Origin of the sequence: Phenylobacterium sp. (genome assembly GCF_041691455.1) — a bacterium.
In the GTDB taxonomy this organism is placed as follows: domain Bacteria; phylum Pseudomonadota; class Alphaproteobacteria; order Caulobacterales; family Caulobacteraceae; genus Phenylobacterium.
Genome location: NZ_JBEPUO010000005.1, coordinates 1 through 24,880, shown reverse-complemented (window position 1 = coordinate 24,880; position 24,880 = coordinate 1). Strand labels below are relative to the sequence as shown.

Below are 24,880 nucleotides of genomic sequence, written 5' to 3'. Positions count from 1 at the left end.
TCTTTACGAACCTGACTTCCAGCCCGTCTGTGCGGACATCGGGCGCTTTCGGAAGGAAGGTCCATGCCTGATCTCTTCGGGTCGCTCGCCCCGCACACCCTGCCGGCCAAGCCCAATCTCGAACGCCTGAAAACCGAAGCCAAGCAGCGGCTTGAGGGCCTGCGCGCCAAGGCGCCGGGCGCCAAGCTCGCCGAGGTGCAGCATCGGATCGCCCGCGAGTACGGCTTCGCCCACTGGCGCGAATTGAAGGCCGAGATCGAGCGCCGCGCGGGTCCCGCCGCCTCGCCGGCCGCCGAGACGGCCATCGGTGACTGGATCGGCGAGCTGCCGCTCAAGACCCGAATCGCCCTGCACATCCGCGCGGCGGACGGCGGCGGCCTGGCGGTGTCCGTGGACAGCCATGACTTCGGCTTCTTCGGGCTCGTGGCCGACGCCGTGAAGGTGGAGGACGACCGGTTGTCGTTCGCCCTGCTGGCGCCCCTGATCGGCGGCTTCCACCAGGCGCTCTACCAGGCGCGGTGGGACCCAAGAGGCGAGCGCTGGGTGGGCGAATGGACGGCGCACGGCATGACCACCGCGCTCGATTTCGTGCGCGGCGCCTATCCGCCGGCGCCGCGCATCGAGGGTCTGGAGGGCTTCTGGGATGGCCGGGTGGAGACCCGGGAAGGCCTGATCCGGATCATCATCCGCTTCAAGACCGACGAGCACGGCACCTTCGCCTGGCTGGACGCTCCGGAGCGCACGATGATCGGCCGCCCGGCGGTTTCGGTGGCTCGGGTGGGCCGCAGGGTCACGGTCGTGATGAAGACCATCACCGTGATGGGCGACCTCACCGATGACGGCGAATGGATCGAGGGGCGGCTGATCAAGGGCAAGGTCAAGCTGCCCCTGACCTTGATCCATCGCCCGCCAGGGGCCGCGGCGCCCCTGCCGCAGCGGGCCCCGGCGATCGAGCTCGATCCGGCGGTGCTGGCGGCCTATGCCGGCCTCTACGCCATGGAGTCAGGTCCGATCCTGACGGTCAGCGTCGAGGACGGGCGGCTGCACATGCAGCCCGCCGGCGGACCGAAGCTCGACCTCCTGGCCTCCTCGCCGACAAGGTTCTTCTGGCGCATCCTGGACGCCACGGCGGAGTTCGCGGTCGATCCCGCCGGACAGGCTGCGGCCCTGGTGGTCCGCCAGAACGGCCGGACCACGCGCGCCATCCGGCTGGCAGCGCCGGCGGAGGAGGTCTGATGGCGGCCTGGGAGTCTGCACGAACGTTGCTCAGCGCGCGCTGGAACGCGCCACATGTCCGCGGCCTGCGCACGGCGGTGAGCGTGGGCGGCTGGCGGCCGGCCGTGGTGCTGGTCCTGCTGATCCTCGGCGCGGCCCTGCCGGCGCTGGAGATGCTGGCCCTGGGCGCCATGGTCGGCTCCCTGCCCGCGACCGTCCACGCCGGCCTCGCCTCCCCCGCCGGACACCGCACGATCCAGGCGCTCAGCGCCTGGGCGGGGTTGATGATGCTGCTGCAGATCGTGCCGCGCCTGCGAACCGCCGTCTCCACGTCCATGGGCTGGCGGCTGGACTCCAACCTGCGGCAGCGCGCGATGGCCGCCCTCAACCGGCCCTGGGGCATCGGCCATCTGGAAGACCCGGCCGTCGCCAACCTGATCTCCCAGACCGCCGGGATCGGCGTCGCCGGCTACACGCCGGGCCTGGCGGTCAACCAGCTGATCGGCACGCGCTACGCCACCACACTGACGGCGGTGGTCTCCGGCGCGCTGCTGTTCGGCTACCACTGGTGGGCTCCGGCGCTGCTGTTCGTGGTGCTGACCGTCTTCTCGACCGTCAGCCGGCGCACCTATGTCCGGCAGGTCAGCATTGTGGTCGGACAGACCGCCGCGGTGCGACGGGCCCAGTACTTCCGCGACCTGGCGCTGGCGCCGGCCTCGGCCAAGGACGTGCGTCTGCTGGGGCTCGGGCCCTGGATCGTCGGGCGGCTGCGTGGCGAGTACGAGAAGGGGCTGGGCGAGCACCGCCGCCCGCAGGCCAACGCCTTCCGCGCCACCCTCGCCGCCTCGGCCGCGGTGATGCTGGCCAACGCGCTGGTCTATGGCCTGCTGGCGTCGGACGCCGCGACGGGTGCGATCAGCCTGGCGGCGCTGGTGGTCTATCTGCGCTCGGGGATGGCGCTGGGCGCGTTGGGCGGCCTCGGGCCGGCCGACTCCATCATCGCCCACGGTTTCGCGGCCCTGCCCGCCATCCTGGAGCTGGAGCGGATCACCGAGCCCGCCCCCGGCCCGCCGCCCGGCAAGCTTCCGGCGCCGGCGCCGGAGCGCGAGATCCGCTTCGACAAGGTGAGCTTCACCTACGCCGGCGGCCGCACCCCGGTGCTGCGCGAGTTCGACCTGACCATTCCGGCGGGCACCTCCATGGCGCTGGTGGGGCTGAACGGGGCGGGCAAGACCACCTTGGTCAAGCTGCTCGCCCGGCTCTACGACCCGACCGGCGGCGCCGTGCGGGTCGACGGCGTCGACCTGCGCGAGGTCGACCCGACCGACTGGCAAAGGCGCATCGCCGCCATCTTCCAGGACTTCCTGCGCTACGGCCTGCCGGCCCGCGACAACATCGGCTTCGGCGGCCTCTCGATGGCGGGCGACCAGGCGGCGCTGGAGCGGGCGGCGGCCAAGGCAGGCGTGCTGGCGCGGATCGAGGCCCTGCCCGCCGGCTGGGACACGCCGCTCTCGCGCCATTTCACCGGCGGGGCGGACCTGTCGGGCGGCGAGTGGCAGAAGGTGGCCCTGGCCCGCGCCCTCTTCGCGGTCGAGGCCGGGGCGAAGGTGCTGATCCTCGACGAGCCCACGGCCAACCTCGACGTTCGCGCCGAGGCCGAGCTCTACGACCACTTCCTCGACCTGACCAAGGGCCTGACGACGCTCCTGATCTCGCACCGGTTCTCCACCGTCAGGCGGGCCGACCGCATCTGCGTGATCGAGGACGGCGCGGTTGGCGAGCTGGGGACCCACGACGAGCTGATGGCGCGCGGCGGCCGCTATGCCGAGATGTTCGCCCTGCAGTCCTCCCGGTTCGTCGAGACGGGAGCGCCCGCATGAAGCCGATGCAAAGCGTGCGGAACTTCGTCCGCAATGTCGCCGCCCTGATCAAGCTGGCGTTCAGCGCCGCGCCCGGACGGACCACCGCGTCCGTGGCCGCCGAGCTGCTGGGTTCGGTGCTGGCGCTGGCCGGCTCCTACCAGGTCAAGACCGTCGTGGAGGCGGCGTCCGGCGGAGACCCGCGCCATGCGCTCACGACCGGCATCCTGCTGGCGGTGACCGGCGGCGCGGCCTGGATCGCCTTCCTGACCTACGGCCAGCTCGCGCCCCGGACCATTGAGGCGATCACCGTCCACCTGGACGCGGAGCTGATCCGTCTGACCACCCGCATCCCGACCCTGGAATACGCCGACCGGCCGGTCCACGCCGACAAGATCCAGCTGATCCGCAACTCGAGCCAGCAGCTGGCCGCCGGGCTGCAGGCCGTGGCGCTCAACCTGCGCACCCTGGTGATGCTGGGCGGGACCTTCATCATCCTGGTCGGGGTCGATCCGTGGCTTTCGCTCTTGCCGATCTTCGCCATCCCCCGCGCCCTGGCCGGCCAGCGGGCGCGGCTGCTGCAGGTGCGCGCCCAGGAGGCCACCGCCGAGCCGATGCGGCTGCGCGGGCACATCTTCAACCACGCGACCTCGCCGGTCGCCGGCAAGGAACTGCGGATCTTCGGTCTCGGCGACGAGCTGGCCGACCGCTACCGGAAGATCACCGCCACGACCCGCCACCTGAACGTCCGGGCCAACTGGGGCGGGGCGCTCTGGTCGGCGCTGGGGGACCTGGCCTTCACCGTCGGCTGCGTCGGCGCGATCGCCTGGGTGGTGGTGCAGGCCGCGGCCGGCAAGGTCAGTCCGGGCGGGGTGGTGCTGGCCGCCACCATGGCCACCGGCCTGATCGTGCAGATGACCTCGGCCCTGCAGTTCGCCCAGTACCTGCAGACGATCATGGTCACCGTCGAGCGCTACCTATGGCTGGTCGACTTCTCCGACGAGGCGGTCCGCGGGGTCACCGCACACGCGCCGGCGCCGGCCCGGCTCAGCCGCGGCATCCGGATCGAGGGCGCATCCTTCACCTACCCCGACCGCGAGAAGCCCGTGCTGGCCGACATCTCGCTCGAACTGCCCGCCGGCCGGGTGATCGCGCTGGTCGGCGAGAACGGTTCGGGCAAGTCGACGCTCGTCAAGCTGCTCTGCGGCTTCTACCCCCCGTCTGCCGGCCGCATCCTGGTGGACGACACCGACCTCGCCGAGATCGGCCTGGCCGACTGGCGCGGGCGGGTCAGCGGCGCCTTCCAGGACTTCACCAACCTGGAGGTGGTGCTGCACGAAAGCGTCGGCCTGGGGGACCTGGAGCGGCTGGGCGACCGCGGCCGCGCCGCCGCCGCCCTGGACCGGGCCGGGGCCGCCGACCTGGCGACGATCGGCGCGGCGGGCCTCGACACCCTGCTGGGCAAGAAGTGGGGCGGCGTCGACCTCAGCGGCGGCCAGTGGCAGAAGCTGGCGCTCGGCCGGGCCCTGATGCGCGAGGCGCCCCTGCTGGCGGTGTTCGACGAGCCGGCCGCGGCGCTCGACGCCAGCGCCGAGCACGACATGTTCGAACGCTTCGCCGCCGAAGCCCGCTCGGCCCAGTCGGCTGGCCGCGCGACCCTGCTGGTCTCGCATCGCTTCTCGACCGTGCGGATGGCCGACGCCATCGCCGTGCTCGACGGGGGACGGATCGTGGAGTTCGGCCCCCACGAGGCGCTGATGTCGGCCGGCGGCAAGTACGCCGAACTCTTCGAGATGCAGGCCAGCGCCTACCGCTAGGACGCCCTACTTCGCGGCGGCCTTGGCGTCGGCGGCGCGGACGCCTTTCAGGATGTCGACCAGGGCGTAGTTGCCCTCATGGCAGGCGTATTCGAAGAGCTGGTCCTTCGAGGCGCCTAGGCTCATCTCGGCGCGCCAGGGGCGGCTGTAATAGACCGGGTCCTCGACCTCGAAGGTATAGAAGATCTGGCCGGCCGAGACGCGGGTGAAGCGCTCGGTCACCCGGCCCCTGGGCGTCAGGTAGATCGGCCCGGCGCGGCCCTGCTCGGCGTTCACATTGACCGTCTCGACCATCAGCGCATCGCCCTCCCACCAGCCGGTGGAGTCGCCCAGCCAAGGGTGCAGGACCGCTGGGCCATGGCCCGCTTGGGCGGCGGCCTTGTCGCGGAAGATCGGGATGGCGCGGACGTCGTGGATCATCTCGATCATGATCGCCACCTGGCCCGGCGTCTGCACGATCTGGAGGTTGGAATTGTAGATGTTGTTGAGCATCCCCGGGCCGCCGGAGCCCCGCGAGGAGATGATGCAGCGGTCCCAGGGCTCGAGCGCCTCCGGGCCCGCGGGGAAGTCGGCCTTGCGCGCGAAGGCGTTGGCCTCGGCGACCAGCTTGCGGCCGGCCTCGGAGAGCGGCAGCTGGCCGTCGGCCGGGTCGACGATCCAGGAGGTGCGGAACTCGCCCTTCACCTCCCCGAACGTCCGCCCGGGATCGAGCCAGAAGCCGTTGTAGCCGCCGGGGTCGCCGGGCGCGGGCGCCCCCTCCTCCGCATCGGACGGCTTGGCGTCGGCGTCCAGGCGCCGGACCTGGGGATTGGACTTGGCGAAGGCCGCGGCCTCGGCCCCGGTGAGCGCCAGCTTAGCCACGCCCGGAGCGCGGGTGAGCTTGGTCAGCGAGGCGTTGCTCCAGACGCCGGAGAGGTCCGGATGGCCGTCGGCCGCGCGCGGCGGCGACCAGGCGGCGGGCGCCGCGGCCGCGGCTGAGCCGAGCGCCAGCAAGGCGGCGGCGAGAAGCACGGAACGTATGATGGTGGGCCTCCGCCAAACCGGCTCGCCGGGATGGCGCATCCCACGACATCGGCCGGGCCTGCGCAAGCGATAGCGACGCTTGCTCAGGCGGGAAGGTCCCGGCGCCTAACCGATCAGCGGATCTTGATCTGCACCGAGCCGTTCGGGCCTTCGAGGATGAAGGTGTCGCCGGACTTCTTGTCCTTGGGATAGGCGACGCAGGTCTCGTTCGGGTCGGCGGAGGAACTGGTGCACAGCTTGTCGCTGTCGATCCGCCAGGTCCCGGTGACCGCCCCGTCCATGGCGCTGAGCTTGCCGTCCGGTGTGTAGGTGACGGGGATCTCCATGTCGCCGAGGGTCAGGATGATCCCGTGGGTCGTGACCTCCTTCAGCGTGTCGGCAAAGGCCGGGGCGGCGAGGGCGAAAGCCGCGGCCCCCGCGACGGCGATAGTCAGCTTGCGCATCGAAGTCTCCCTAGGAACCGCGCCGGTCGTGGCGCTTAGGTTTATATCATAGACTTGTTTATGCGCCCAGGGGGGCAGGCGGTCAAGAGGCGCTATCGGCGACTGGGGATCACCGGCAGAAGGACGTGGCTTGGACGGCTGGAATCCACGAAGACGGTGTTCCTGGCGATGCGGCGGGTCATGCCGGTTCCTTCCGGCGCGCCGGTGTTCGGGTTCACGTCGAAGTGCGGGAAGTTGCTCGACGAGACGTCGAGGCGGATGCGGTGGCCCGCCTTGAAGAGGTTTGAGGTCGGGAAGGCCGCGACGTTGATCTCGTAGGTCCGGCCCGGCGTCATGGGCGTGGGCTTTTCCCAGCTGTCGCGGTAGCGGCACCTGAGGATCCCGTCGGTGAGGTTGAGCGCGAAGCCCTCGGGATAGTCCTCGCTCGGCGGATAGACGTCGATCAGCTTGATGGTGAAGTCGGTGTCCGGCCCGTCGGTGGCGACCCACAGATTGGCTTCGATCGCGCCGGTGATCTCGATGTCCTCGGTGAGCGGCGGGGTCTGGAAGACCAGCACGTCGGGCCGTTCCGCCAGCGGCCGGTAGGGCTGGCGCGAGCCGAAGACCTGCGGGCCCTCGCGCTGGTCGTAGCCGCCGCCGCGCATCAGCGGCTCGCCGGAGGTGATCGTCCCACCGATGCTGGGCGCCGGCCGGTTCGGATCGAAATCGTAGCTCAGCGGCTCGGCGGTCGCCGACGGGTTGGAGATTGCGAGCAGACCGCCGCGGTGCAGGGCGTAAGGGGTGACCTTGGCGTCCGGGATCGGCCAGGCTTCCTCGGTGCGCCAGCGCCCGCCGTGCATCAGCCGGCCCTCCGGCGTCTTGCGCCCGGTCCCGCCGCCCATGACGAACAGGCGCACCGCAGGCTCGGGCTCGGCGGCAGTCGAGCCCTTCAGGTGGCGCTCGAACCACGCCAGCCGCTGGGCGTCGTAGTCGGCGTGGCCGAGCGCATCGAGCGTCGAGCCGGGCCCGAATTCGACGTCGCCCGACCAGGTGGTCGACCGCGCGCCGTGCGTCCACGGGCCCATGATCAGGCGGACCGGGCCCTTCTTGCGCTTCGAGAGGCCCACGTAGTTGTCGGTCGCGGTGCGCGAATAGGCGTCGTACCAGCCGGACATGTGCACCATGGCCGCGTCGGCGAAGCGGTCGTAGGAGCCCTCGGCATAGATCCCGACCTGCTTCCAATAGGCGTCGAACGTCCCGTGCCGCCACTGGTCGAGGACATAGGCCTCGTAGTCGGGAATCAACGACAGCGGCGTGTGGCCGGGCGCCCAGGGCATGGCGGCGAAGGCGGCCTTGATGTCGACGGCCTTCAGCGCGGCCATCAGACGAGGATCCTTCTGGGCCTCGGGACTTTCGAGGCCGAGGTTGTAGGCCCAGGTCACTTGCTTGAGCTCGAACGCCCCGCCCTGGCGGATGCCGTCCTGGTAGGCGTTGGAAAAGCCGCCGCAGTCGATGAACATCGCCTTCAGGCCGGGCGGGTCGAGACAGGCGAGCGCAACTTGCGTGTGGGCCGCGTAGGACAGGCCCATGGTGCCGATGCGCCCATCGCTCCACGGCTGGGCCGCCAGCCAGCGGCAGGTGTCGAAGCCGTCGGCGCCTTCGCTGAGGTATTTGACGAACTCGCCCTCGGAATCGTAGCGGCCGCGGCAGTCCTGGAAGACCACGACATAGCCCTTGGCCACATAGCCGGCGGCGACCTCGGCGCGGGTCTTGGGCGTCTTCGGATTGGCCTGGGTGATGTCGCGGAAGCTGGTGACATTGCGACCATAGGGCGTGCGCTCCATGACCACCGGGAAGCGGCCTGGTGCGGGCTTCCCGCCGCGCGCCGGACGGTAGACGTCGGTGGCGAGCTTCACCCCATCGCGCATCGGCACGCGGATGTTGCTCTCCAGGACCCACGCGTAGGGGCCGGCGGGCTCGGCCTCGGCGCGCGCGGCGCCGGCCAGGGTGAAGGCCGCCAGCAGCCGCGAAAGGCCCCGGCGTGTGAGGGCGCGGGCGGGAGGCGTGTCGTGAGTCATGGCTGAAAAAGTTCGCACGCCCTGTCGGGGCCGCCTAGCGTGCTTCGTCCTTCGGGCAGAGCAATGGAGGAATCGCCATGAGCGAGAACCGCATGCCCCAGATCGAGCCGGGCTCCCTGCCCCGTCCCAAGGGCGGGATCGTCAGCTATATGCAGCTCAGCGACGCGGCCGCGGCGTCCGACTTCTACCAGAAGGCCTTCGGCGCCCGGGAGGTCACCCGGATGCTGCATCCGGACGGCAAGCGGATCATCCACTGCCACCTCTATATCAACGAGGGCTCGATCATGCTGAACGACGCCTTCCCCGACCAGGGAATGCCGCTGGAGGCGCCGCAGGCCTTCACCCTGACCCTGATGGTCGACGACATCGACGCCTGGTTCAAACGCGCCGCCGACGCCGGCTGCGAGGTGATCACGCCAGTGGCGACCATGTTCTGGGGGGACCGCTTCTGCGCGCTGAAGGACCCGTTCGGGGTAAGCTGGGCGATGAACCAGGGCGCGGCCTGACATCTGAATTGCGATCGGGGGGAAACCGATGACTGACACGACGACATCGCGGCCCATGCTGTGGGCCGGCTGGGGGCTCACCGGCCTCTTCACAGCCTTCATGATCATGGACATCGGCATGAAGCTCCTGCGCCTGCCGATCGTCGAGCAGACCGGCGCCCAGATGGGCCTGCCGAAGGGCTCGGGCTTCTGGATCGGGGTGATGGAGCTGGCGATCCTCGCCCTCTACCTCCTCCCGCGCACTGCGGTGCTGGGGGCGGTGCTGATCGCGGCCCTGATGGGCGGGACGGCGGCGATCCACTGGATGCACGCAGACCCCTGGCCAAGCCACATCCTGTTCGGGGTCTACCTGGCGCTGATAGCCTGGGGCGGGCTCTGGCTGCGCGACGGCCGCCTGCGGGCGCTGATGCCCTGGCGGGCGCCATGAAATTCCGCACCACCATCCTGCAGGGCGGCAAGACCACCACCGGCATCCACGTGCCCGACGAGGTGGTGGCCGCGCTCGGGACCAGCCGCAAACCCGCGGTGAAGGTGACCCTGAACGGCTACAGCTACCGCAGCACGGTCGCCGTGATGGGCGAGCGGTTCATGGTCGGCGTCAGCGCGGAAGTCCGCGAGAAGTCCGGCGTGAAGGGCGGCGACACGCTGGACGTGGAGATCGAGCTCGACACCGCGCCGCGGGTGCTGGAAATCCCCGCCGACTTCGCCGCGGCGCTCGCCGCCGAGCCCGCCGCCAAGGCCGCGTTCGAGGCGCTCTCCTATTCGAACAAGCGCCGCCACACTATGCCGATCGAGGACGCCAAGGCGCCGGAGACCCGCGCCCGGCGGATCGAGAAGTCGGTGGAGAATCTCGAGGCCGGAAAGGGCTAGGCCCGCGCCTTCCACGCGGCGGTGACCAGCTCGTCCAGCACGCCCGCGTCCACGTCGGCGAGCTTGTTGATGTAGAGACAGCTCTTGCCCGTTCCGTGCTTGCCGAGCCGGGCCAGGCGATCCGCCCAGCCCTCGGCGTGCGCGATATAGAGCACCAGCGAGGCCTTGCGGGGCGAGAAGCCCATCATCAGCATGTCGCCCTGCTTGCCGCCGGCGAGGTCGTACTTGCGGCTGCCGAACCCGACGATGGTCGGGCCCCACATCTTCGGCTCGATCCCGCTCACCCGGCGCATCAGCGCGCAGAGCACCGCCCCGTCGGCCGGCTTCGGTGAACCGGCGATGAAGGCGTCGACATCGACTGCGGTCACCTTGGTCTTGGCTTCATAGGCCATGGCCCAGGATGACGATTTCAGCGAACGCCGGTCAAGAGCGCCCGCGAGGCGCGCATTGCGGGACGGTTACGCAGTTGCAGTGGCGGAAGGTTCCGACGCACGGCAGAAAGACGCCTGTCATGGGGAGGCCCTAGTTGGACCTGTAAGGTTACGCCTCGAACGCCGCCGCACACCGCGGTCGACGTTGGAACAGCGTGGCCGCCAAACCGTTATGGCGAAGCTTGCGCCGACGAGCGCCTGGTGACCGAGCGTCTCGAACCCGCGAGTCACCCTGGAGGAACGATGGACAACCGCGCGCGAGCCAAGGGATTCTGGGCGAAGAGCGAGGGCCATCCCCTCCAGAGGACCCTGATCATCCTGCTGGTGCTGGCGGCGCTGGCGGGCCTGATCTGGTTCGCGGTCTCGCTCGCGCACTCCAGCAAGAGCGGCGCGGGCGGCCCTCCCGGCGCAGGCGGCGGCGGATTCGGCGGCGGCGGACGCGGGCGCCGGCCCTCGACCACCGTCGGCGTGGCGACAGCCATGAGCTCCGACATCCCAATCACCCTGGACGGCCTGGGCACTGTGACGCCGGCCGCGACGGTCACGGTGACGCCGCAGGTCTCCGGCGTGATCACCCAGATCCTCTTCAAGGAAGGCCAGACGGTCAAAAAGGGCCAGGCGATCGCGGTGATCGATCCCCGGCCGCTGCAGATGGCGCTGTTGCAGGCGCAGGGGAACGAGAAGCGCGACGAAGCGCAGCTGGCCAACGCCAAGCTCCTCCTGCAGCGCGACCAGACCCTGCTCGCCCAGGACTCCATCGCCCGCCAGGACGTCGACACCCAGGCCGCGCTCGTCAAGCAGCTCGAAGGCACGGTGATGACCGACAAGGCGGCCACCGGGACCGCCCGGCTGAACCTCGGCTACAGCCGCGTGGTGGCGCCGGTGGGCGGCCGCATCGGCCTGCGCGCCGTCGACCTCGGCAACTTTATCCAGGCGGGCAGCACGACGGGCCTGGCGACCATCACCGAAGTGACTCCGATCGACGTGGAATTCACGATTCCCCAGGACGCTGTGCCCAACCTGCAGGCCCAGGCCGACCATGGCCGCCTGCCGACCACGGCCTATGACCGCACCAAGACCGTCATCCTCGACCAGGGGGTCTTCTCGACGCTGGACAACCAGGTCGATCCGACCACCGGCACGGTGAAGGCCAAGGCGCGCTTCCCCAACGCCCAGGGGACGCTGTTCCCGAGCCAGTTCGTCAATGTGCGCATCGCGCTCCAGACCCTGCACAACGTGGTGGTCGTGCCGGTGACGGCGGTCCGGACCGGGCCGGACGGCGACTTCGTCTGGGTGCTGCAGCCCGACAAGACCGTGAAGAAGCGCAAGGTGACCCGCGGGCCCGGCACGCCGACCACGACGAGCCTGACGCAGGGGGTCATGCCCGGCGAGAAGGTGATCACCGAGGGCGGCGACCGGCTGACCGAGGGCGCCAAGGTGACCCTGCCCGGCGACCGGCCGAGCCCGCTGATGGCCTGCGCGGCCGACATCAAGAAGCTCTGCGACGGCAAGCAGGGGCGTGACGCGATGATGTGCCTGCGCGAGAACCAGGCCAAGGCCAGCGCCCCCTGCAAGGCGGCGATGAGCGCCGCGGCGGCGGCTCGGGCGGGCGGCGGCGGCGGCTCCGGCGGCGACAGCGCGGGCGGCTACGGCGGCGGACAGGGCGGCGGCGCAAGCGGTTCTGGCGGTCAGGGCGGAGCCGGCGGCTTCACGCCATCACCCGAGATGCTGGCGGCGCGGGCGGCCATGAAGCAGGCCTGCGCGGCCGACAACACCAAGCTCTGCCCCGGGCTCGAGGGCCGCGAGCTGATGATGTGCATCCGCCAGAACGACGCCAAGCTGAGCGCGGCGTGCAAGGCGGCGGTCGCCAAGATGCCCCACCGCACGCCGTCGCCCGATGGCGGCGGCGCGACCACGACGACAACCACGACGACCACGGTCGGAGCGTCCCCGGCCCCGGCCGGCGGCGGCGCCGGCGGTGGGGGCGGCTTCACGCCCTCGCCGGAGTTCGCCGCGGCGCGTCAGGCGATGGTCCAGGCCTGCGGCGGGGACATGAAGAAGCTCTGCCCCGGCCAGGAGGGCCGCGAGGCCTTCATGTGCCTGCGCCAGAACACCGACAAGGCCAGCGGCGCCTGCAAGGACGCCATGGCCAAGATGCCCCATCGGCCGCAACCGGCCGGCGGGTGAGATAGAGCCCTGGCTGGTCCGAACGGATGAACCCGTCACGCCCCTTCATCATGCGACCCGTCGCGACCGCGCTCCTGATGGTGGCGATCGTGCTGGCCGGGCTGGTGGGCTTCAAGCTGCTGCCGCTCTCGGCTCTGCCGGAGGTGGATTACCCGACCATCCAGGTCCAGACCCTCTATCCCGGCGCCAGCCCCGAGGTGATGGCCCAGACGGTGACCGCGCCGCTGGAGCGGCAGTTCGGCCAGATGTCGGGCCTGGAGCGGATGACCTCGGTCAGCTCGGCCGGCGCCTCGATTGTCACCCTGCAGTTCACGCTGGCCGAGAAGCTCGACGTGGCCGAGCAGGAGGTGCAAGCCGCGATCAACGCCGGAGGCACGCTGCTGCCCGCCGACCTGCCGGCCCCGCCGGTCTACGCCAAGGTGAACCCGGCCGACGCGCCGGTTCTGACGCTCGCCGTCACCTCCCACACCCTGCCGCTGACCGACGTCCAGAACCTGGTCGATACGCGGCTGGCCCAGAAGATCAGCCAGGTCTCCGGCGTCGGCCTGGTGACGCTCTCGGGCGGCCAGCGGCCGGCGGTGCGCATCCAGGTCGACACCCAGTCGCTGGCCTCCTTCGGCCTAACCCTGACCTCGGTCAGGAACGCCATCAGCGCCGCCAACGCCAACACCGCCAAGGGCAGCTTCGAGGGCCCGACCCGCAGCTATTCGATCAACGCCAACGACCAGCTGCTGACCGCCCAGGACTACCAGAACCTGATCATCGCCACCCGCAACGGCGGCTCGGTGCGGCTCTCCGACGTCGCCACCGTGATCCAGGGCGCGGAGAACGTCAGGCTCGGCGCCTGGTCGGGCAAGACGCCGGCGATCATCGTCAACGTCCAGCGCCAGCCCGGCGCCAACGTCATCGCCACCGTCGACGCCATCAAGGCCCAGCTGCCGGACCTCACCGCCGCCCTGCCGCCGGCGGTGAAGGTGACGGTGCTCTCCGACCGCACCACCGGCATCCGCGCCTCTGTGCACGACGTGGAGGTGGAGCTCTTGGTCGCCGTGGTCCTGGTGGTGCTGGTGATCTTCTTCTTCCTGCACAGCCTCCGCGCCACGGTGATCGCCGGGCTGGCGGTGCCGATCTCGCTGATCGGGACCTGCGGGATCACCTACCTGCTGGGCTTCAGCCTCAACAACCTCTCCCTGATGGCGCTGACCATCGCCACCGGCTTTGTGGTCGACGACGCCATCGTCATGCTGGAGAACATCTCGCGCCACGTCGAAGAGGGCGAGCCGCCGTTCGAGGCGGCGCTGAAGGGCGCCCGGCAGATCGGTTTCACGATCATATCGCTGACCGTCTCGCTGATCGCGGTCCTGATCCCGCTGCTGTTCATGGGCGACGTGGTCGGCCGGCTCTTCCGGGAGTTCGCGATCACGCTGGCCATCACCATCCTGATCTCGGCGGTGGTGTCGCTGACGCTCACGCCGATGATGGCCGCCCGCTGGATGCGCCCCAACGACGGGGTGAAGCCCGGCAGCCTGGGCGAGAAGACCCAGGCCTGGTTCGACAAGCTGGTCGCGCGCTACGACCGCGGCCTGATCTGGGTGCTGGACCGCCAGAAGGCGACGCTGATCGTGGCCATCGCAACCTTCGTCTTCACCATCCTGCTCTACATCCTGATCCCCAAGGGCCTGTTCCCGGTGCAGGACACCGGCCAGCTGCAGGCGCGGGTCCAGGCGCCGGAGACCGTCTCCTATCCACGGATGGTCGAGATCCAGCAGCAGGTGGCGGACGCCATCCTGGCCGATCCGGCGGTCGACAACCTGTCGTCCTTCGTGGGCGTCGACGGGGCCAACAACTCGACGATCAACACCGGCGAGCTGCTGATCAACCTGAAGCCCAACCACGGCTCGCAGCCGAAGCTGATGCAGCGGCTGCGCGACCGCGCCGTGCAGGTGGCGGGCGTGCAGCTCTACCTGCAGCCGACCCAGGACCTGACCGTCGACGCCGAGTCCGGACCGACCCAGTACCGCGTCTCGGTGGAGGGCGCCAACACCCAGGAGGTCAAGGACTGGACGGTGAAGCTCGCCGCCGCCATGGCCAACGAGAAGAAGCTCCAGAACGTCACCACCGACGCCGCCGACCAGGGGCTGTCGGCCTTCGTCGACATCGACCGCGACACCGCCGCACGCCTGGCGATCACGCCTGCGGCCGTGGACGACGCGCTCTATTCGGCGTTCGGCCAGCGGATCGTCTCGACCATCTTCACCGAGACCAACCAGTACCGGGTGATCCTCGAATCCCGGCCGACCGACGCCACGCCGCAGGGCCTGGCCGGCGTGCAGCTGCAGTCGACCGGCGGCTCGACGCCGTTGGCGGCCGTGGCCACCATCAAGGAACAGAACGCCCCGCTCGCCGTGCGCCACGTGGCCCAGTTCCCAGCCGCCACTGTCGGCTTCGACACCGGCCCCGGCGTCTCGCTGGGCGGAGCGGTGAGCGACATCCGCAAGACCGCCGACAAGGCCGGCAAGCCGGCCGGCCTGACGCTCACCTTCCTGGGCGCGGCGGGCGCCTATGAGCGGAGCCTGAACAACGAGCTCTGGCTGATCCTGGCCGCCGTCGTCTGCGTCTACATCGTGCTGGGCGTGCTCTACGAGAGCTACATCCACCCGCTGACGATCCTCTCCACCCTCCCCTCGGCCGGCGTCGGGGCCCTGCTCGCCCTGATGCTGACCGGCAATGACCTCGGCGTGATCGGGATCATCGGCATCATCCTGCTGATCGGCATCGTGAAGAAGAACGCGATCATGATGATCGACTTCGCGCTCGACGCCGAGCGCGAGCAGGGGATGAGCCCGCGCGACGCCATCCACCAGGCCGCGCTCCTGCGCTTTAGGCCGATCCTGATGACCACCATGGCGGCGCTCTTCGCGGCGATCCCGCTGATGCTGGGCATGGGCGAGGGCGCGGAGCTGCGCCGGCCGCTCGGCATCGCGATCTTCGGCGGCCTGATCGTCAGCCAGCTGCTGACCGTCTTCACGACGCCGGTCGTCTATCTGGCCTTCGACCGCCTGGCGCCCAAGAAGAAGAAAACCGGCGCCGCCGAGGGCGAACCCCGGCCGCCGGCCGAGCCTGGCCCGGAGCCCGCGAGGTGAACCTCTCGGCCCCCTTCATTCGCCGGCCGATCGCGACCGTGCTCCTGACCATCGGGCTGGCGCTGGCCGGGATCGCGGGCTTCCTGGTGCTGCCGGTGGCGCCCCTGCCGATGGTCGATTTCCCCGCCGTCTCGGTGCAGGCGAACCTGCCCGGCGCCAGCCCGCAGACCATGGCCTCCAGCGTGGCGACGCCGCTGGAACGCAGGCTCGGCACCATCGCCGGGGTCAACGAGATCACCTCATCCAGCTCCACCGGTTCGACGCGGATCAGCCTGCAGTTCGACCTCTCCAAGAACATCGACGGAGCGGCGCGCGAGGTGCAGGCCGGCATCAACGCCGCCCGCGCCGACCTGCCCTCGACGCTGCGCAGCAACCCGACCTACCGCAAGATCAATCCGTCCGCCGCGCCGGTGGTGATCCTGGCGCTCACCTCCGACACCAAGACGCCCGGTCAGATCTACGACAGCGTCAACAACATCGTGCAGCAGCGCCTCTCCCAGGTGACCGGAGTCGGCGACGTCGAGATCGGCGGCGGTTCGCAGCCCGCGGTGCGGGTCGAGGTCTCGCCCTTCGCGCTCAACAAGTTCGGGGTCAGCCTGGAGGACGTGCGCGCCGCGATCCAGTCGGCCAACGCCAACCGGCCCAAGGGCATGGTGCAGGACGAAGGCGGCCGGCGGCTGCAGATCTACACCTCGACCGGCGGGACCAAGGCGGTGGACTACCAGGGCCTGATCATCGCCTACCGCAACAACGCCCCGATCCGTTTGTCCGACGTCGCCAGCGTGATCGACAGCGTGCAGGACACCCGCACCATCGGCCTCTTCAACGGCAAGCCGGCCATCGTCGTGCTGGTCACCCAGCAGCCGGGCGCCAATGTCATCCAGACGGTCAACAAGGTACGCGCCACCCTGCCGCTGCTGGCCGCGCAATTGCCGAGCGACGTGAAGCTGGAGGTGGCCTCGGACGCCACCACCTCGATCCGGGCGTCGCTGCGCGAGATCGAGATCACGCTCTTGATCGCGACCCTGCTGGTGGTGCTGGTGGTCAGCGCCTTCCTGCGCAGCGTGCAGGCGACGATCATCCCGGCGGTGGCGACGGTGGTCTCGCTGCTCGCCACCTTCGGGGCGATGTACCTCCTGGGCTTCAGCCTGAACAACCTCTCCCTGATGGCGCTGACGGTGGCCGCGGGCTTCGTGGTCGACGACGCCATCGTGGTGCTGGAGAACACCAGCCGGCACCTGGAGAACGGCATGGGCCGCTTCGAGGCCGCCCTGGCCGGCGCGCGCGAGGTGGGCTTCACGGTGCTGTCGATGAGCACCTCGCTGGTGGCCGTGTTCATCCCGCTCCTGTTCATGGGCGGCCAGGTCGGGCGGCTCTTCCGGGAGTTCGCGGTGACCCTGTCGGCGGCGGTGATGATCTCGCTGGTGATCTCGCTGACCACCACCCCGATGCTCTGCGCCTTCCTGCTGCGCTCGAAGGACGAGCAGAAGCCGCCGGGCCGGGTCTCGCGGGTTTTCGAGGCCGGCTTCAACGGCCTGCACCGGGCCTATGAGCAGAGCCTCGACTTCGCGCTCTCCGCCCGGCCGCTGATGATGCTGATCCTGGCCGCGGTGATCGGGCTCAACGTCTATCTCTACACGGCCATCCCGAAGGGCTTCTTCCCGACCCAGGACTCAGGACGCTTGAACGGCGGCCTGCGCGCCGACCAGTCGATCTCCTCGGAGGAGATGGGCCGCAAGATGCGCCAGCTGGTGGCGATCCTGATGAAGGACCCGGCGGTGGCGACGGTGGTCGGCTTCACCGGCGGCGGGCGGGGCGGCGGCGGGTTCCTGTCGGTCGACCTGAAGCCGCGCGGCCAGCGCAAGGAAGGCGGCCAGGCAGTGATCATGCGGCTCAGGCCACAGCTCGCCAAGGTGACCGGCGTCACCCTCTTCCTGAACCCGCAGCAGGACGTCCGGGCCGGCGGCCGCCAGGGCAACGCCACCTACCAGTACACGCTGAAGGCCGACAACGCGCAGGACCTGAAGACCTGGGCCCAGAAGCTCAACGACGCCATGTCGGAGCACACAGACGTCATGACCGACGTCAACACCGACCAGCAGGACAACGGCGTCGAGGCCTATGTCGACGTCGACCGCGACACCGCCGCCCGGCTTGGCGTCAACATGCGCGACGTGGACAACGCCCTCTACGACAGCTTCGGCCAGCGGCAGGTCGCCAACATCTACGAGGATCTGAACCAGTACACCGTGGTGATGGAAACCGCCCCACAGTACAGCCGCGGGCCGGACGCCCTGAGCGGGGTCTATGTGCCGGCCAGCGGCTCGATCTCCACGACGCGGGCGCCCCAGGCGATCCCAACCCAGAGCGCCGCCGCGGTGGCCGCCGCCAACCAGGCCGCGACCCAGGCCACCGGCGGCGCGGTTCCGGCGGCGGCCTCCGGTGGGGCGACGGGGGCCAGCGGAGCGGCCGCCACCGCCGCCGCCAACCCCGCTTCCCGCGATCCCTCGACCGGCAGCGCGCTCAACACCGCGGTGCGCCGGATGGTGCCGATCACCGCGATCGCCCGGTTCTACAACCGCGCCACGCCGGCCGCGGTGAACCATCAGGACGCCGAACTCGCCACCACGGTCTCGTTCAACCTCGCGCCCGGAAAATCGCTCAGCGACGCCCAGGTCGCCATCGCCCAGGCCGAGGCCGACATCGGCATGCCCAACAATGTGCGCGGCAGTTTCCAGGGCACGGCCAAGAGCTTCGCCGACTCGCTTAAGCAGGAACCGATCCTGATCCTCGCGGCGCTGATCGCGATCTACATCGTGCTCGGCGTTCTCTACGAGAGCCTGGTGCACCCGATCACCGTGCTCTCGACCCTGCCCTCGGCCGGCGTGGGCGCGCTGCTCGCCCTGATGATCTTCAAGATGGAATTCTCGATCATCGCCCTGATCGGCATCTTCCTGCTGATCGGCCTCGTGAAGAAGAACGCCATCCTGATCATCGACTTCGCGCTGGACGCCCAGCGCAGCCGCGGCCTCTCCGCCGTCGAGGCGGTGCGCGAGGCCTGCCTGCTGCGCTTCCGCCCGATCCTGATGACCAGCCTGGCCGCAGGCCTCGGCGCGCTTCCCTTGGCCATCGGCTTCGGCGAGGGCTCGGAACTGCGCCAGCCGCTGGGCGTCGCCATCATCGGCGGGCTGGTCGCGAGCCAGCTGCTGACGCTGCTCACAACGCCCGTCGTCTACGTCTACATCGACAAGCTGCGCCGCCGCCGCCGGGACGAGCGCTACCTCAGCCGCCATGGCGGCGAAGGCCAGGTCCAGACCGCATGAAGCATTCCCTGTTCCAGTCCGCCGTCCTCGGCCTCGTGAGCGCCGCCGCCCTGGCCGGCTGCGCGGTCGGGCCCAACTATGTGCGGCCCTCCGCCCCGATCTCGCCGACCTTCAAGGAGGCGGCCGGCTGGTCGCCCGCGGCGCCCGCCGATACGCTCGACCGCGGCGACTGGTGGACGCTGTTCGGCGACCCGGCGCTGAGCGCGCTCGAGGCCCGCGTGCAGGTCTCCAACCAGAACATCGTCGCCGCCGAGGCCGCCTACCGCCAGGCGCGCGCGGTGGTCAGCGAGCAGCGGGCATCGCTCTTTCCCACCGTCAATCTCACCGGCAGCGGCACGCGGTCCGGCAGCGGCGGCGGCGGCGGAACCCTGATCGTCAATCCCGACGGCTCGACCTCGGGGGGCGGCACGGGCGGCAGCAGCTCGCGCTCGACCTACCGCGCCAGCATCGGGGCGAGTTGGGAGCCGGACGTCTGGGGCCGTATCCGCCGCACCATCGAGGGCGCCAAGGCCCAGGCCGACGCCAGCGCCGCGGATCTGGCGGCCGCCCGGTTATCGGCGCAGGGCGAGCTCGCCACCGACTACCTCGGCCTGCGCGAGGCCGACGCCGAGATCGCGCTCGACCAGGCGACGGTCACCGCCTACCAGCGCGCGCTGACCATCGCCCAGAACCGCTACAACGCCGCCGTCGCGCCCAAGAGCGACGTGCTGCAGGCCCAGACACAGCTCTTCAACGCCCAGGCGGACCTGGCGGGCCTGGCCCAAACGCGGGCCAATTTCGAGCACGCCATCGCCGTCCTGGTCGGCGAGGCGCCGGGCAATTTCAGCCTGGCCGCCGCGGCCTGGACCGAGACCGTGCCCGACGTGCCGCCGGGCGTGCCCTCCACCTTGCTGCAACGGCGCCCGGATATATCGGCGGCGGAACGGCGGGTGCAGAACGCCAACGCCCAGATCGGCGTGCAGACCGCCGCCTATTTCCCCAACCTGACGCTCACCGGCTCCTATGGCTTCGCGGCCAGCGAGCTCGGCCATCCGTTCTCCAGCGCCAACTCGGTGTGGAGCTACGGGGCGTCGGTCGCCGAGACGATCTTCGACGCCGGCGCGCGGCGCGCGCGGGTGAACGAGGCCAAGGCGGCCCACGACCAGGCGGTGGCGCAATATCGCGAGGTGGTGCTGGAGGCGCTGCAGAACGTCGAGAACGAACTGGCCGCGACCAAGGTCCTCGCCCAACAGAGCGACCTGCACCGCCAGGCCTCGGCCGCCGCCGACCAGGCCGAGCAGATTCTCGCCAACCAGTACAAGGCCGGCACGGTCGCCTACAGCGACGTGGTCACCGCCCAGACCGCGGCCTACCAGGCCCGCCGCGCCGTGGCCCAGGCCGCCGCTCAGCGCCAGACCACCGCCGTGGCCCTGATCCAGTCCCTCGGCGGCGGCTGGAAGGCGCCCTAGGCGCCGCCCTACTTGCCGTCGACCGAGTAGGCCAGGAGCACGTTGACGCCATTGGAGCCCACGCGGGCGGCGCCGTTGTTGCCGCTGGTGACGAAGATCATGCCGTTGGCGATCGTCGGGCCCATGCCGTCCATGCCGCCGCCGGGCTGACCCTTGACCCCGTTGACCGTGTCGTAGGTCCGCGAGGTGGTGGAATCCTCCCAGACGATCTTGCCGGTCTTGGCGTCATAGGCGCGGAACCAGCCGTCCAGCGCGCCCTGGAAGACCAGGCCCGGGATGACCGCCGGCGGCGTCGACTGGCTGCGGATGCAGCGGCTGGGCTTGCCCTTGTCGCTGGCGTAGACGCAAGGCGCGCTGGGCGCGGGCGTCGACCAGACGATGGCGCCGGTGGCCGGATCGAGCGCATTGAGGCCCGGTTTCGCCTTCGCCGCCTCGGCGGGAGAGAACAGCCGGCCGAGGTCGGAGATCGGGACGTAGACCTTGGTGTCGTCGGCGCCGATGCCCCATTCCACCCCGCCCAGCGCCGAGCCCGCGCCGACCGTGGTCTTCCAGAGCAGCGCCCCGGTGTCCGGGTTCAGGCCGTAGACGATGCCGGACTTCTGGCCGGCCACCAGCACCTGCTTGCCGCCCTTCAGCGTCATCAGGATCGGCGTCGCGCCGAAGTCGTAATCGGGGCCCAGCGGGGTCGGACAGTTGCCGGAGGTCGAGGCCGGGCCGCAGCCCATGACGAAGTTGTCCTTCTCGGTCACCTGGCGGCGCCACTTGATCGCCCCGGTCTTGATGTCGAGGGCGACGATGGCGTCAGGGCCGATGGTGTCGATGTCGGTGTAGCTGTCGCCGGTGACCACATAGACGAGGCCGCGCTTCCTATCGAGCGAGGGCGCCGCCCAGAGCGCCGCGCCCGCCGGGCCCTGCACCTTCACCCCGGTGTCCTTCTCGCGGATCACCTTGCCGGGCTCCGGGATCATCGAGGTCTTCCAGAGGAGCTTGCCGGTCTTTAGATCGAGCGCGGCGAGCGAGCCGCGGAAGGTGCAGCAGGAGTAGGTCTTGCTCATCGCCGCGGCCTCCTCGATCGAGGAGATCGGCACCAGCAGGCGGTCGCCGGCGATCACCGGCGAGCCGGTGAGGACGGAGATCGGATGGTCCTCCAGCCGGGCCGAGCGCCACAGCTCCTTGCCGGTCTGGGCGTCGAAAGCGCGAACGACACGATCGTTCTGGCCGACCACCGTCAGCCAGCCGCTGGGCGAGATCGGCGACTTGATGACCATGGGCGTGGTGCGCGACACGAGATCGTCGACCGACCAGTGGACGCAGCCGGTGTGGGTGTCGAGCGCGTAGAACTTGCCCGACCTGTTGGTGACGAAGAGCCAGTCGCCGACCACGGTGGGCTGGCCGCCGCCGGTCATGGCGAAGGACCACTTCACCTTCAGCCTGGGGAGGTCGGCGGCGGTGAGGCCGGGGTTCTTCTGGAAGCGCGAGGCGCGGTCGTCGATGCCGGTGCTGGCCCAGTCGCCGGGCGTCGCCGAGATCGGCGGGTTCGTGGCGCACTTGGGATCGGGGACGCTCGGGCCCTTGACCGCGACCTGCGGCATCTCCGCACCGCTGGCGCGAGCGGCCCGTGCGGGCGCGGCGCCTTCGGCCGGGGCGGCCGCGGTCGTCAGATAGGCGGCGACCGCCTGCTTGTCGGCGTCGGACAGGCCCTGGGCCATGGGCGCCATGATGCCGGTGGTCAGCGCCGTGACGATGTCGCCCGGCGCGCGCTGGCCGAGGTCGGCGCGGCTGGGCGCACGCGGGTTCCCGCCGTCATGGCAGGCCTTGCAGCGGGTCTCGTAAACCTGCTGTCCGGCGGATGCGGCGGGCTGAGCCTGGGCCGTGGCGGCAATGGCGGAAACGCCCGCGAGCGCGAGCCCCGCAAGCCAAGTGCGAAGTGACGACAAAACCAGTTCCCCCATACCGCTCTTATGATTCAGGCGGGCGTCAGGATGCCCCGTCGCCCGGCCGCCGTCACCCCTTGGTCACTGACCGCTTATCACTGGCCGCCATTCGCCGGCTTGGCGACCGCGGCTTCCTTTTCCTGCCGGCGCGCGCCGGCCAGGATCGCCGGCAGGGCGTAGTTCCCCTCGTGGCAGGCGTATTCGTAGACGATGCCCTTCAGCGGGGCGAAGTCGTACTCGCCGCCCCAGGGCTTGTCCCAGCTGTCGGGGTCTTCCAACTGGAACTGGTAGTTGATCCGGGTCGGCGAGACGCGGGTGAAACGCTCGGTCACCTTGAGGTTCTTCCAGGAGCCCATGAAGGCCTGGCCCTGCGGGATGTTGGTGGTTTCGACCACCAGGGTGTCGCCCTCGAAATGGCCGATCGAGTCGCCCATCCACTGGCGCACCCCGTCGGTGCGGTGGCCACCCTTCAGCCGGATGATCCGCGCGTCGTGGATCAGCTCGACCTGGATCACCACCGCGTCGGGCGACTGCTGGATGTAGTAGTTGTTGTTGTAGTAGCCGTTCGCCAGCATCGGCGGGCCGGCGTTGGCGCCGAAGCCCATGATGCAGCGCTCGCCCAGCGAGCGGTTCTCGTAGCTGTCGTAGACGTCGCGGTAGCCGCGGCCGGCGGGCGCGCCGGCCTTGCGGGCCGGCGGCAGGCCGTTTGGGGTGGTGAGGATCGACGAGCGGTACTCGCCGTTCACCGCCATCATGTGGTTGCCGGGATCGATCCAGAAGGTGTTGTAGCCGCCCACGTCGCCGCCGGCGGCGGCGAAGTCGGGCCGGATCTTGACCAGCTGCGCCTCGGGCGAGTTGGGGTCGGTGACGGCGCCAGGCCCCTTCTTTTGATCGGTAGGCGCGTCGGCGGCGGCCAGCGCCTGGGCGAACACCTTCTCCAGCGATGCGGCCTGAGCCGCCGGGATGACCAGCTTGTCGGTGAGCCGCGAATTGCGGGTCAGCGGCGTCATGGTGGCGTTGGACCAGTAGCCGGAAAGGTCCGGCTGGCCCATGGCGTTGCGCGGCGACTTCCAGCCCGGCGGCGAGATGGTCGGATCGACCGCGACCGCCCCCATCTTGACCGCGGCCTTGGCGGCCGCGGGCTTCTCGGCCGCCGCGCCGGCGCCCCAGGTGAGCAGGGCCGCGCCGGCCATGAGCGCCAACGTCCGGGTCATCGTCTTCATCGTTTCCTCCCGCCCATTCGGGCTCGGGTTCGTTCCGGGTGGTCGGCGTCGGTCAGCGCGAGGCCGCCGGCGCCGCCTTGGAGTCCGTCGACGCGACCGCCGGGGTGGCCGCCGGGGTCGCCGGCGCAGCCGGGGCCTCGGCCGCCTTCGGCGCGGGTCCGCGCTTCGGCAGCAGCTTGGAGGCCGCCGCCAGCTCGCTCGGATCAAGCGCGCCGTCGTGGTTGGCGTCAATCAGGGCGAAGTACTTCTTCAGCATGCTGGCCGGACCCTGCGGGCCGCCCTTCAGCTCGGACAGCTGGATCTTGCCGTCCATGTTGTCGTCGAGCACGCCCATCATCAGGTTGGCGCCGAGCATCTTCTCGTATTCGGGCGTCTGGTGCTTCACCGTCTCGTCCACCCAGCGGTAGTGCAGGTAGGTGGCCATCATCTCGTCCTTGGTCTGCTCGCCCCAGTAGACCGTCTTGTTCGGATCGGGATTGCCGGGGTTGCGGGTCGAGTTGTCGTAGGTCCAGCGGGCGATGATCTTGGACCCCGCCGGCACCTTCAGCGGCGTCTTCAGGAAGTACTCGTACTGCCAGTTGAAGTCGTAGCGCGGCAGGGCGAGCAGCTTCTCCTCCTTGCCGTCCGGATAGAGGATCGAGACGTTGGTGGACTGGCCGCGCATGTGGGCGTGCGGGGTGATCCCGTAGAGGACCGCCTCCTTCGGGAAGGTTATGTACGAGGTCTCCTTGTGGAACTCCTCGTTCGCCGGGATCTCGATCGAGAAATCGAAGATGCCGAAGGTGCGCAGGATGTACTTCGGCTCCTGGCCCTTGGGGTAGAAGTAGATCCCCATCTGGGTCTTCTCGGTCGTCGCCTTGCCGTAGGGCGTGTAGTGGTTCTGGAAGCCGACGCCGCCGGAGGGCGGCACCCAGACGCCGGTGTTCACCGGCTGGACGTTGGAGCCGCGGCCCGGGCCGTAGCCGCCGAGCGACGCGCCCCAGGAGCTTTCATTGAAGGTGTCGCCCGCGTGATCGGTCGCCACGACGCCTGTCAGGATGTGGTGCACCACCTGGCGATCGGAGATGCGGAAGGTGGTGGCCTTCATCCAGCGCCCTTCAGCCATGGCGTTGGCCACGACCGGATGCTGGTAGTCCATGATGCCGGAGGCCGGGATCTTCACCTCGGGAACGTTCAGCACCACGTCGGGCTTGCCGAGCGGCCAGTCGGGAGCCTTGAACGCGATCTTCTTGAGCGGGTCCTCGCCCGCGCCGCGCGGCGCGCCGGCGTCGATCCAGTGGACCAGGGTCTTCATCTGCTCGGGCGTCAGGCGGTCGTCGTCCTGGAAGGCGCCCACCGTCTCGTCCGCCAGGTAGGGCGGCATGCGGTGGGTGCGGATCACCTCGCGGATCATCGGCGAGA

At 70.0% G+C, this 24,880-nt stretch carries 16 protein-coding genes and 1 pseudogene; 10 read left to right on the top strand and 7 right to left on the bottom strand.

The annotated features are described in order from the left end of the window. Window positions 1–63: 63 nt before the first annotated feature. Genes ACESMY_RS09650 through ACESMY_RS09640 form a run of 3 tightly spaced genes read left to right on the top strand, consistent with a single transcriptional unit; the run spans window position 64 to window position 4,891 of the window. On the top strand, window positions 64–1,236 hold the full coding sequence (locus ACESMY_RS09650; RefSeq protein ID WP_372784369.1) for a DUF3471 domain-containing protein: 1,173 nt from the start codon (window positions 64–66) through the stop codon (window positions 1,234–1,236). Next, window positions 1,236–3,095 (top strand): ABC transporter ATP-binding protein, encoded by a 1,860-nt coding sequence (locus ACESMY_RS09645; protein ID WP_372784368.1) that lies wholly within the window; start codon window positions 1,236–1,238, stop codon window positions 3,093–3,095. Before ACESMY_RS09650 ends, ACESMY_RS09645 begins: the two co-directional genes overlap by 1 nt. Beyond that, window positions 3,092–4,891, top strand: a complete 1,800-nt coding sequence (locus ACESMY_RS09640; protein ID WP_372784367.1) for an ABC transporter ATP-binding protein — start codon at window positions 3,092–3,094, stop codon at window positions 4,889–4,891. Before ACESMY_RS09645 ends, ACESMY_RS09640 begins: the two co-directional genes overlap by 4 nt. A 6-nt stretch (window positions 4,892–4,897) precedes the next feature. On the opposite strand, the gene ACESMY_RS09635 is transcribed toward ACESMY_RS09640, so the two are convergent. The 3 genes from ACESMY_RS09635 to ACESMY_RS09625 form a co-directional block, all read right to left on the bottom strand. After that, window positions 4,898–5,902: a hypothetical protein gene (locus ACESMY_RS09635; RefSeq protein ID WP_372784366.1), complete on the bottom strand. Its 1,005-nt coding sequence runs from the start codon at window positions 5,900–5,902 to the stop codon at window positions 4,898–4,900. A gap of 125 nt (window positions 5,903–6,027) precedes the next feature. Continuing rightward, window positions 6,028–6,357: a hypothetical protein gene (locus ACESMY_RS09630; RefSeq protein WP_372784365.1), complete on the bottom strand. Its 330-nt coding sequence runs from the start codon at window positions 6,355–6,357 to the stop codon at window positions 6,028–6,030. Window positions 6,358–6,449: 92 nt separating this feature from the next. After that, window positions 6,450–8,414, bottom strand: coding sequence for a CocE/NonD family hydrolase (locus ACESMY_RS09625; RefSeq protein WP_372784364.1), 1,965 nt, complete (start codon window positions 8,412–8,414; stop codon window positions 6,450–6,452). Window positions 8,415–8,491: 77 nt separating this feature from the next. Between ACESMY_RS09625 and ACESMY_RS09620 the strand changes: the two genes are divergently transcribed. The 3 genes from ACESMY_RS09620 to ACESMY_RS09610 are packed head-to-tail and all read left to right on the top strand — an operon-like array spanning window position 8,492 to window position 9,790. Continuing rightward, entirely contained in the window at window positions 8,492–8,920 is a 429-nt protein-coding gene (locus ACESMY_RS09620; RefSeq protein ID WP_372784363.1) for a VOC family protein, read from the top strand. Window positions 8,921–8,948: 28 nt separating this feature from the next. Beyond that, complete coding sequence (locus ACESMY_RS09615) at window positions 8,949–9,347, top strand: DoxX family protein (protein WP_372784362.1); 399 nt, start codon at window positions 8,949–8,951, stop codon at window positions 9,345–9,347. After that, on the top strand, window positions 9,344–9,790 hold the full coding sequence (locus ACESMY_RS09610; RefSeq protein WP_372784361.1) for a YdeI/OmpD-associated family protein: 447 nt from the start codon (window positions 9,344–9,346) through the stop codon (window positions 9,788–9,790). The genes ACESMY_RS09615 and ACESMY_RS09610 overlap by 4 nt, the downstream gene beginning before the upstream one ends. Here the strand turns inward: ACESMY_RS09610 and ACESMY_RS09605 are convergent. Beyond that, a complete protein-coding gene (locus ACESMY_RS09605) occupies window positions 9,787–10,182 on the bottom strand; it encodes a DUF1801 domain-containing protein (protein ID WP_372784360.1) in 396 nt (131 codons plus the stop codon). The two genes, ACESMY_RS09610 and ACESMY_RS09605, sit on opposite strands and share 4 nt — an antisense overlap. Window positions 10,183–10,464: 282 nt before the next feature. On the opposite strand from ACESMY_RS09605, the gene ACESMY_RS09600 reads away from it, so the two are divergent. From ACESMY_RS09600 to ACESMY_RS09585, 4 genes are read left to right on the top strand one after another with little or no spacing between them, the layout of a single operon-like run. Beyond that, complete coding sequence (locus tag ACESMY_RS09600) at window positions 10,465–12,408, top strand: efflux RND transporter periplasmic adaptor subunit (RefSeq protein ID WP_372784359.1); 1,944 nt, start codon at window positions 10,465–10,467, stop codon at window positions 12,406–12,408. Window positions 12,409–12,458: 50 nt separating this feature from the next. Then, on the top strand, window positions 12,459–15,551 hold the full coding sequence (locus ACESMY_RS09595) for an efflux RND transporter permease subunit (RefSeq protein WP_372784358.1): 3,093 nt from the start codon (window positions 12,459–12,461) through the stop codon (window positions 15,549–15,551). Beyond that, entirely contained in the window at window positions 15,548–18,874 is a 3,327-nt protein-coding gene (locus ACESMY_RS09590) for an efflux RND transporter permease subunit (RefSeq protein ID WP_372784357.1), read from the top strand. The genes ACESMY_RS09595 and ACESMY_RS09590 overlap by 4 nt, the downstream gene beginning before the upstream one ends. Further along, window positions 18,871–20,322, top strand: a complete 1,452-nt coding sequence (locus tag ACESMY_RS09585; protein ID WP_372784356.1) for an efflux transporter outer membrane subunit — start codon at window positions 18,871–18,873, stop codon at window positions 20,320–20,322. Before ACESMY_RS09590 ends, ACESMY_RS09585 begins: the two co-directional genes overlap by 4 nt. Before the next feature lie 8 nt (window positions 20,323–20,330). On the opposite strand, the gene ACESMY_RS09580 is transcribed toward ACESMY_RS09585, so the two are convergent. The 3 genes and pseudogenes from ACESMY_RS09580 to ACESMY_RS09570 form a co-directional block, all read right to left on the bottom strand. Further along, window positions 20,331–22,259, bottom strand: coding sequence for a PQQ-binding-like beta-propeller repeat protein (locus ACESMY_RS09580; protein WP_372784355.1), 1,929 nt, complete (start codon window positions 22,257–22,259; stop codon window positions 20,331–20,333). 92 nt (window positions 22,260–22,351) lie between these two features. Beyond that, window positions 22,352–23,479, bottom strand: coding sequence for a hypothetical protein (locus ACESMY_RS09575; protein WP_372784354.1), 1,128 nt, complete (start codon window positions 23,477–23,479; stop codon window positions 22,352–22,354). A gap of 52 nt (window positions 23,480–23,531) precedes the next feature. Next, window positions 23,532–24,880, bottom strand: a pseudogene (locus ACESMY_RS09570) (hypothetical protein); the annotation flags it as partial.

Excerpts from the sequence above, each read along its gene's own strand:
- ACESMY_RS09650 (WP_372784369.1), top strand. The coding sequence starts at position 64 with ATGCCTGATCTCTTCGGGTCGCTCGCCCCGCACACCCTGCCGGCCAAG.
- ACESMY_RS09645 (WP_372784368.1), top strand. The coding sequence starts at position 1,236 with ATGGCGGCCTGGGAGTCTGCACGAACGTTGCTCAGCGCGCGCTGGAAC.
- ACESMY_RS09640 (WP_372784367.1), top strand. The coding sequence starts at position 3,092 with ATGAAGCCGATGCAAAGCGTGCGGAACTTCGTCCGCAATGTCGCCGCC.
- ACESMY_RS09630 (WP_372784365.1), bottom strand. The coding sequence starts at position 6,357 with ATGCGCAAGCTGACTATCGCCGTCGCGGGGGCCGCGGCTTTCGCCCTC.
- ACESMY_RS09625 (WP_372784364.1), bottom strand. The coding sequence starts at position 8,414 with ATGACTCACGACACGCCTCCCGCCCGCGCCCTCACACGCCGGGGCCTT.
- ACESMY_RS09620 (WP_372784363.1), top strand. The coding sequence starts at position 8,492 with ATGAGCGAGAACCGCATGCCCCAGATCGAGCCGGGCTCCCTGCCCCGT.
- ACESMY_RS09615 (WP_372784362.1), top strand. The coding sequence starts at position 8,949 with ATGACTGACACGACGACATCGCGGCCCATGCTGTGGGCCGGCTGGGGG.
- ACESMY_RS09610 (WP_372784361.1), top strand. The coding sequence starts at position 9,344 with ATGAAATTCCGCACCACCATCCTGCAGGGCGGCAAGACCACCACCGGC.
- ACESMY_RS09605 (WP_372784360.1), bottom strand. The coding sequence starts at position 10,182 with ATGGCCTATGAAGCCAAGACCAAGGTGACCGCAGTCGATGTCGACGCC.
- ACESMY_RS09600 (WP_372784359.1), top strand. The coding sequence starts at position 10,465 with ATGGACAACCGCGCGCGAGCCAAGGGATTCTGGGCGAAGAGCGAGGGC.
- ACESMY_RS09595 (WP_372784358.1), top strand. The coding sequence starts at position 12,459 with ATGCGACCCGTCGCGACCGCGCTCCTGATGGTGGCGATCGTGCTGGCC.
- ACESMY_RS09585 (WP_372784356.1), top strand. The coding sequence starts at position 18,871 with ATGAAGCATTCCCTGTTCCAGTCCGCCGTCCTCGGCCTCGTGAGCGCC.
- ACESMY_RS09575 (WP_372784354.1), bottom strand. The coding sequence starts at position 23,479 with ATGAAGACGATGACCCGGACGTTGGCGCTCATGGCCGGCGCGGCCCTG.